This window comes from Shimia sp., from assembly GCF_041624275.1.
Classification (GTDB): Bacteria; Pseudomonadota; Alphaproteobacteria; order Rhodobacterales; family Rhodobacteraceae; genus Shimia.
Genome location: NZ_JBFJVE010000161.1, coordinates 1 through 7,452, shown reverse-complemented (window position 1 = coordinate 7,452; position 7,452 = coordinate 1). Strand labels below are relative to the sequence as shown.

Here is a 7,452-nt window from a genome sequence, read left to right as displayed (position 1 = left end):
CGGCGCTTTGCATGCAGCCGCAGAGCGCCCGCGATTTGGCCTTGCGGTCGGATTTCATGCAGGCGCGCGACATCACCCCGGCCTCGGCCGGCGCGGCGCTGGCCGACAGCAGGAAACTGGCCGCGAGAAGGGCGCTGAACAGGGTTTTCATGGCTTTGCCTCGGTGCCGGATGACTGCGTTCTGGTGCGGTTTTTGCGTTCTTTTTGCGTTTCGGCCCCGGCGCGGCCCGCTGCGGGCGATCGGGCCGGTGCTGATTGCTTTTGCGCCACTATGCCAGAGGCCCTCCGCGGTTTCAATCGACGGTTCCCGGCGCGATCCGGGCCGGGGGTGGTGTGGTGCCGGGGGCGGTGTGGTGTCGGGGGGGGGCTGGCGGTGTTTGGCCCAGTGAACGGCAGCGTGCATGGCCGGTGCATGGCCGGTGCATCGCCCGGCGCATGGTCCGGCGCGGCGCAGCAAGGTGCGGCGTTCAGAAGCGCCGCCAGAGCGCCACCGTCAGCGCCGCCGCGCCGTCATCGCGCAGCCGCAGCCCGGTGACCAGATGGCCGGCCTCGCCGACCTGCCAGACCACGGCCGGGGCCAGCGACAGAGCCACCGCCTGTCCGGCGGTCTTCTCGGCCGTCACCTGCAGCATCGCTTCGCGGTCGTGCCGCCAGCGCAGCCCCAGCGTCGCCTCGAGCTTGTTCTGCGCAGCAAGACCGCCGCCGCGCCACTGGTGGCTGAGCTCGAGCGCCATCCAGCCCGGCAGGCCGGGGTCGATGCCGCGCCCCCAGGCCAGCCCGGCGCGCAGCGCCGGCACCCCATGGCCGCCCGTCGGTCGGTGACTGCCAAGGGCCAGCGTCGCCGCCAGCCGGGCGCCCTGCGGCGAGCGCCAGAGCGGGGTGCGGGCAAAGACCAGCGCCGTGGTCTCGCCGTTGCCCTTGCCGCCGGCGTCGATGCCCAGGGTCCAGCGCGGTTCGAGCCCGAATTCGTAATAGAGCGCGCCATAGCCGTCGGCGCCGCCGCCAAGGCCGAAATCGGCCGAAACCGAGAGGAACTGGCCGCCTTCCTCGCGCATCCAGGGCCCGGCAAGAAGCGGCGCGGCGATAAGGCAGAAAATGGCGATCAGACGAATCATGGAACCCTCTGACCAAGGATCGGAAGTCGATGTGAATTATTGGTTAACCGCCGCCGGGGCCGGCCGCCGGCGGCGCGCGCGGGCGGCGATTTTTTCGCCATGCGCTTTAGCGCTGGCCAGCGGGAAGAACGCTGGTCTAAGCTTCGAAAAAAGAGGAGACCAAGATGCCCAAGATTTCCAAGGACGCCAGCCTGCAGACCGTCATCACCACCTTCGAGATGACGCCGGGAACCTGCCAGGATCTGATGGATGCGCTGACCGAGGCCTATGAGACCTTCATTTCCAAACAGCCGGGTTTCATCGCCGCCGGGCTGCATGTCAACGACGCCCAGACCCGGATCGCCAATTATTCGCAATGGGAGCGGCGCGAGGATTTCCAGGCCATGCTGCGCAGCGACGAGATGCGGGCGCGCAACCGCGAGATCAACCAGCTTTGCCGCAGCTTCGAGCCGGTGATGTACGACGTGGTGGCGGCCTTCGACTGAAGGCGGGTGCGCGGGGCCCGCGCCACCGCCGCGGCCTGACCTGCGTCAAGGCGTCCGGTTCGGCTCCGCGATAGACTGGGGCCATCAGATCATGAGGTAGACCATGTACGACCACATTCTCGTTCCGGTGTCTTTCGAAGACGACCGCAATGTCACCGCCGCCGTGGCGGTGGCCCGCCGGCTGCTGAACGACGGCGGCCGGGTCACCATGCTGCACGTGATGGAGCAGGTGCCGGCCTATGCGCTGAACTATGTCCCCGAGGGGTTCCACAACGAGGCGCGCGGGGCGCTGGTCAAGGCGCTGAACGACCTTGCCGGCGATATCGAGAACGCCCATGGCGTGGTGGTCGAGGGCCATTCGGGGCGCACCATCCTCGACTGGGCCAACGACCACCGGCCCGACCTGATCGTGGTCGCCTCGCACAAGCCCGAGATGAAGGATTACCTCTTGGGCAGCACCGCGGCGCGGGTCGTGCGCCACGCCAAATGCGCGGTTCATGTGGTGCGCTAGTTTCCCTGGAAAGGAGGGGCGAAGATGTACAAGAACATTCTGATACCGATCGCGGTGGATCACGATCCCAACACCGCGGCGGCGCTGCGCGTGGCGCGGGCGCTGGCCGACGAGGGCGGGCGGATCACCGCGCTGTCGGTGGTCGAGGCGATCCCGGGCTATGTCGCCCAGCAGCTGCCCGAGGGCCAGATGGAAAAGAACATCCGCCTGGTCAGCGAGGGGCTGAAAGAGGATCTCGGCGCGGCCGCGGACGTGGAGATCGTCGTTGTCGCCGGCCATTCGGGGCGCACCATTCTCGACTGGGCCGAAGAACACGGCGTCGACTGTATCGTCATGGCCTCGCACCGGCCCGACCTGTCGAACTATTTCCTCGGCTCGACCGCCAGCCGGGTGGTGCGCCATGCCCAATGCGCCGTGCATGTGCTGCGCTGAGCGGCGGTGCGCGGCCGGGCGCGCGGGGCAGGGGCAATGAGTGACCTGCCGGTGGTCGGCGCCCAGCTCAGCGTGCTTGATCTCGGGCGGCACCGCGACTGGCTGTTCGAGCGCGACCGCGACATCGAGCTGCCCGAGTTCTCGATGGCCGACGTCCTGCGCAGCCCGGATGTCTTCATCGACATGGCGCGCGACCAGCTGGCCGGCTGGCAGGGGCGGCTGGGCATCCACGGGCCGTTCTCGGGCTTTGAGCTGCACTGCGCCGACCGCGAGATCCGCGCCATCATCCAGGCGCGGCTGGATCAGGCGCTGAGCGTCTGCGAACGGCTGGGGGCGGTGCAGATGGTGCTGCATTCGCCCTATGACGCCTGGGACCGCGACAATCTCGACGGCGGGCGCCGCCGCCGCGAGACCCGGATCGGCGCCATTCTCGACACCCTGGGCCCGGCGCTGAGCCGGGCCGAGGACCAGGGGGTGATGCTGGTGCTGGAGAACATCAGGGATACCGACCCCGGCGACCGCATGGCGGTGATCGAGGCCGCCGACAGCCCGGCGCTGCGGCTTTCGGTCGACACCGGCCACGCCCATTGGGCGCATCGCATCTGCGGCGCGCCGCCGGCCGACCGTTTCATCTCGCTGGCCGGGGCGCAGCTGGGCCATGTCCACCTGCAGGATGCCGACGGCTATGCCGACCGCCACTGGCCGCTGGGGCAGGGCGACATCCCCTGGCACGCGGTCTTCGAGGCGATCGCGGCGACCCGGGCGGCGCCGCATCTGATCGTCGAGATCAACGATTTCGACCGGGTGCAGGACAGCGTGCGCCACCTCGAGGCGCTGGGGCTGGCGCAGTAGCCGGCCGGCAGGACGGGCCGGAAGGACGGGCCGGAAGGACGGGCCGGCAGGGCGGATCGGTAGGGCAGGGCTGAAGGACGGGGCGCGCAGGGCGGCGCGGCAGGCGGTGCGGCTGCCTCTTTCGGGCCCTGCGACGGACATGTTCCGGACATGTCCGGCCCCTAGGGTGCGGCGGATACCCACCCGCCGCAGCCTATGGCGCGCGGCCTTCGAGCGAGGAAAACGCCATGCGCCTGTTTCTGATCCTGAGCGCCAGTCTCTGTCTGTCGGCCTGCGGGGTACCGCTGGTGCCGCTGATCTGAGGCCGGCCCGGCCCGCTGCCGGTCAGTGCAGACAGCAGAACGAGCCCAGTTTGGCGTCGCTCATCAGCCGGTCGAAATGGCGGCCGCGCATATGCACCAGCGTGCGGTGGTCGCCGGCCTCGAACCAGACCTCGTCGAGCCCCATCATGCTTTTGTCGATCACCGTCGGCACGCCATAGGCGACCCCGACCGGCGGCGCGGCGCCGATCTCGCAGTCTTCGAAGACCTCGGCGACCTCTTCCTCGGGGGCGAGGCCGATGCGGCGGTGCATGAGGGTCTGCAACTGGTGCAGATCGACGCGCATGTGGCTGGGGACTACGGCGACGAAGGGGGTGTCCTCCATGTGGATCAGCACCGACTTGGCCAGCTGCGAGCCCGGCACATGGGCCATCTCGGCGCTTTCGCCGGCGGTGGCGGTATAGGCATGGGCCAGCATGTCGAACGGCAGGCCCTTGGCATCGAGGTGATGCTTGAGACGCGAAGCAATAGCCATCTTGTCCTCCTGTGACAGAGGCGCCGGGGCCGCGATTGTGCCTGTATCCATGGGCGCAGCCGGGGCGCCCTTTGGGGTTGGTGGATACGGCCAGTGTGACAGAGGTCGGGTGAGTCGGGCAAGAGGCGGTGTGGCGGCGGCGGGATGCGGCGCGCGCGTTGAGGGGGATGGGCGGAAGATTTCGGGCGGAAAATGTTTCGCGTGCGAAACTTTTGTTTATTAACAATTGGTTAAGTTGGCGTGTGGCCGGTGGGTGGTTCGGGGCCGCCGGGGCAAGAGCGCGAAAACCCCCGGTGGGGGTGGGGTTGGGCATGGGTGGCGGGCTGAAGCCCGCCCTACGGGGAGCCGTTGCAGGATGCTTGCATCCTGCGGGCGCCCGACCCGCCCCCACTGGGCGGGCGCGTTCCGCACCCACCCATCGGGTCGGGCGCTGGGGCATTCAAAACCGTGGATTGGTAGCTAGACTCTAGTTGCCTTGCGCATGTTTAAGAGAATATGCCGACTATTTCGGACAATAAATTTGACTTGCGCGCTTCACCGAGAATTTTCGCGTTCATGAAATCCCGTGCTTCTCTTGCAACCGAATAGGCCTCAATTCTATTCAATCCATGCAAACGAGTGGACAAATTTACTTCCTCGGTCGAATACTCAATCACGATTGCATTATCACAAAAGACGCCGTTGTCATTCCAGACGGCGTCGTCGTTCCATTGTGTCTTGTCGGGCTTGATATCTGCAGCCAGCCTTACAGTTCTCTTTGCCTGGGTAGTCAACTCACCGTGTTTTAGGCTGGCTGCCAAATCCCTGATAAGGCGAAGGGCTTCGTTTTGGCGGGCCAGCTCTCCGCGAAACTCGCTGTCGCTCCCAAGTGTCGCATCCCGTGTTTTGCGTTCCAAGTAGTACAACCCAACCAGTGGTTCGAAGGACAAAATTGCGTTTATTGCTGCACGATAGTTGTCGGGCTCCCGGATGAGAGCTTCTACGTTTGGCGAAACCACAGAAGCCAAAAAATCAGCCGAACTCATCACCGCCCCCTCCGCTTCACATTCCCACCCCGCTGCCCGGCGCGGCCGGCCGAGGACCGGCCGCGCGTCTTCCTGGCCTCTTCGCCGGCGGCGGCCACCGCGTATTGCCGCGCCATCGGGTCGTCGGCGACGGCGAGGTCCACCGCCTCGAGGCGCTTGATCTCGTCGCGCAGGCGGGCGGCCTCTTCGAACTCGAGGTTCTCGGCCGCCTTGCGCATGTCGGCGCGCAGCCCGTCCAGAACCGCCTCGAGGTTGGCGCCGTGCAGCGGCTTGTCGATCTTGGCGGTCACCCGGTTCATGTCGGTGTCGCCCTCGTAAAGCCCGGCCAGCACGTCCTCGACGTTCTTCTTCACCGTTGCGGGGGTGATGCCGTGGGCCTCGTTATAGGCGATCTGGCGGGCGCGGCGGCGGTTGGTCTCCCCCAGGGCGCGCTCCATCGAGCCGGTGATGCGGTCGGCGTACATGGTGACCCGGCCCTCGGCGTTGCGGGCGGCGCGGCCGATGGTCTGGATCAGCGAGGTTTCGGAGCGCAGGAAACCCTCCTTGTCGGCGTCGAGAATGGCCACCAGCCCGCATTCGGGAATGTCGAGCCCCTCGCGCAAGAGGTTGATGCCGATCAGCACGTCAAAGGCGCCAAGGCGCAGATCGCGCAGGATCTCGATGCGTTCCAGCGTGTCGATGTCAGAATGCATGTAGCGCACCCTGATGCCCTGTTCGTGCAGGTATTCGGTCAGATCCTCGGCCATGCGTTTGGTGAGCGTGGTGCAGAGCACGCGAAAGCCCCGCTCGGCCATGCGGCGGCATTCGTCCAAGAGGTCGTCGACCTGCATCTCGACCGGGCGGATCTCGACCTCGGGGTCCAAGAGGCCGGTGGGGCGGATCACCTGTTCGGCAAAGACGCCGCCCGATTGCTCGAGCTCCCATTTGGCGGGGGTGGCCGAGACAAAGACCGACTGCGGGCGCATGGCGTCCCATTCCTCGAACTTGAGCGGGCGGTTGTCCATGCAGGAGGGCAGGCGGAAGCCGTGTTCGGCAAGGGTGAACTTGCGCCGATAGTCGCCCTTGTACATGGCGCCGATCTGCGGCACCGAGACATGGCTTTCGTCGGCAAAGACGATGGCATTGTCGGGGATGAACTCGAACAGGGTGGGGGGCGGCTCGCCGGGGGCGCGGCCGGTGAGATAGCGCGAGTAGTTCTCGATGCCGTTGCAATGGCCGGTGGCCTCGAGCATCTCGATGTCGAAGTTGCAGCGCTGTTCGAGGCGCTGGGCCTCGAGCAGCTTGCCTTCGCCGACGAGGATGTCGAGGCGCTGGCGCAGCTCTTGTTTGATGGAGATGACCGCCTGAGTGAGGGTCGGTTTCGGGGTCACGTAGTGGGAATTGGCGTAGACGCGGATTTTCTCCATCGTGCCGGTGCGTTCGCCGGTCAGCGGGTCGAACTCGGTGATCGCCTCGAGTTCCTCGCCGAAGAAGGACAGTTTCCAGGCGCGGTCCTCGAGGTGGGCGGGGAAGATCTCCAGACTGTCGCCGCGCACCCGGAACGATCCGCGCTGAAAGGCCTGATCGTTGCGGCGGTACTGCTGGGCCACCAGTTCGGCCATGACCGCGCGCTGGTCATAGTCCTTGCCGACCTCGAGATCCTGGGTCATGGCGGAATAGGTCTCGACCGAGCCGATGCCGTAGATGCAGGAGACCGAGGCGACGATGATGACGTCGTCGCGTTCCAACAACGCCCGCGTCGCCGAGTGGCGCATGCGGTCGATCTGTTCGTTGATCTGGCTTTCCTTCTCGATATAGGTGTCCGAACGCGGCACATCGGCTTCGGGCTGGTAGTAGTCGTAGAAAGAGACGAAATATTCCACCGCGTTGTCGGGGAAGAACCCCTTCATCTCGCCGTAGAGCTGCGCCGCCAGGGTCTTGTTGGGGGCGAGGATGATCGCCGGGCGCTGGGTTTCCTCGATGACCTTGGCCATGGTGAAGGTCTTGCCGGTGCCGGTGGCCCCCAAGAGCACCTGATCGCGGTCGCCCGAGAGGATGCCGCCCGAGAGTTCGGCGATGGCGGTGGGCTGGTCTCCGGCGGGCTCGAAGGCGGTCTGCATGACGAAACGCTTGCCGCCCTCGAGCTTGGGCCGCGCCGGGATCGGGCTCGTCAGCGGGGCGGAACGGTCGGTGTGAACATGGGGCATGCGGGCGATTCCTTTGGCTGGCCCCAGATTTGATCTCTTTTTGTTCCGGTT

Annotated in this window: 8 protein-coding genes; 4 read left to right on the top strand and 4 right to left on the bottom strand. The window is 66.3% G+C overall.

Going from position 1 to position 7,452, the window contains the following annotated elements; all coding sequences use genetic code 11:
* Positions 1-467: 467 nt before the first annotated feature.
* Positions 468-1,115, bottom strand: coding sequence for a hypothetical protein (locus ABZD10_RS12055; RefSeq protein ID WP_372886792.1), 648 nt, complete (start codon positions 1,113-1,115; stop codon positions 468-470).
* Between the two features lie 164 nt (positions 1,116-1,279).
* On the opposite strand from ABZD10_RS12055, the gene ABZD10_RS12050 reads away from it, so the two are divergent.
* The 4 genes from ABZD10_RS12050 (at position 1,280) to ABZD10_RS12035 (ending at position 3,395) form a co-directional block, all read left to right on the top strand.
* Entirely contained in the window at positions 1,280-1,600 is a 321-nt protein-coding gene (locus ABZD10_RS12050) for an antibiotic biosynthesis monooxygenase (protein WP_372886791.1), read from the top strand.
* Positions 1,601-1,703: 103 nt separating this feature from the next.
* Entirely contained in the window at positions 1,704-2,111 is a 408-nt protein-coding gene (locus ABZD10_RS12045) for a universal stress protein (RefSeq protein ID WP_372886789.1), read from the top strand.
* Positions 2,112-2,135: 24 nt separating this feature from the next.
* A complete protein-coding gene (locus ABZD10_RS12040) occupies positions 2,136-2,543 on the top strand; it encodes a universal stress protein (protein WP_372886787.1) in 408 nt (135 codons plus the stop codon).
* Positions 2,544-2,579: 36 nt separating this feature from the next.
* The gene (locus tag ABZD10_RS12035) at positions 2,580-3,395 is read left to right on the top strand and encodes a sugar phosphate isomerase/epimerase family protein (protein WP_372886786.1); all 816 of its coding nucleotides are present in this window, start codon (positions 2,580-2,582) and stop codon (positions 3,393-3,395) included.
* A 324-nt stretch (positions 3,396-3,719) separates the two neighbouring features.
* Here ABZD10_RS12035 and ABZD10_RS12030 read toward each other — a convergent pair whose 3' ends face one another.
* The 3 genes from ABZD10_RS12030 to uvrB form a co-directional block, all read right to left on the bottom strand.
* Positions 3,720-4,190, bottom strand: coding sequence for an aminoacyl-tRNA deacylase (locus tag ABZD10_RS12030; RefSeq protein WP_372886785.1), 471 nt, complete (start codon positions 4,188-4,190; stop codon positions 3,720-3,722).
* A 485-nt stretch (positions 4,191-4,675) separates the two neighbouring features.
* Positions 4,676-5,215 (bottom strand): hypothetical protein, encoded by a 540-nt coding sequence (locus ABZD10_RS12025; protein ID WP_372886783.1) that lies wholly within the window; start codon positions 5,213-5,215, stop codon positions 4,676-4,678.
* Positions 5,215-7,401, bottom strand: coding sequence for an excinuclease ABC subunit UvrB (gene uvrB / locus ABZD10_RS12020; RefSeq protein WP_372886782.1), 2,187 nt, complete (start codon positions 7,399-7,401; stop codon positions 5,215-5,217). The genes ABZD10_RS12025 and uvrB overlap by 1 nt, the downstream gene beginning before the upstream one ends.
* Positions 7,402-7,452 lie beyond the last annotated feature (51 nt).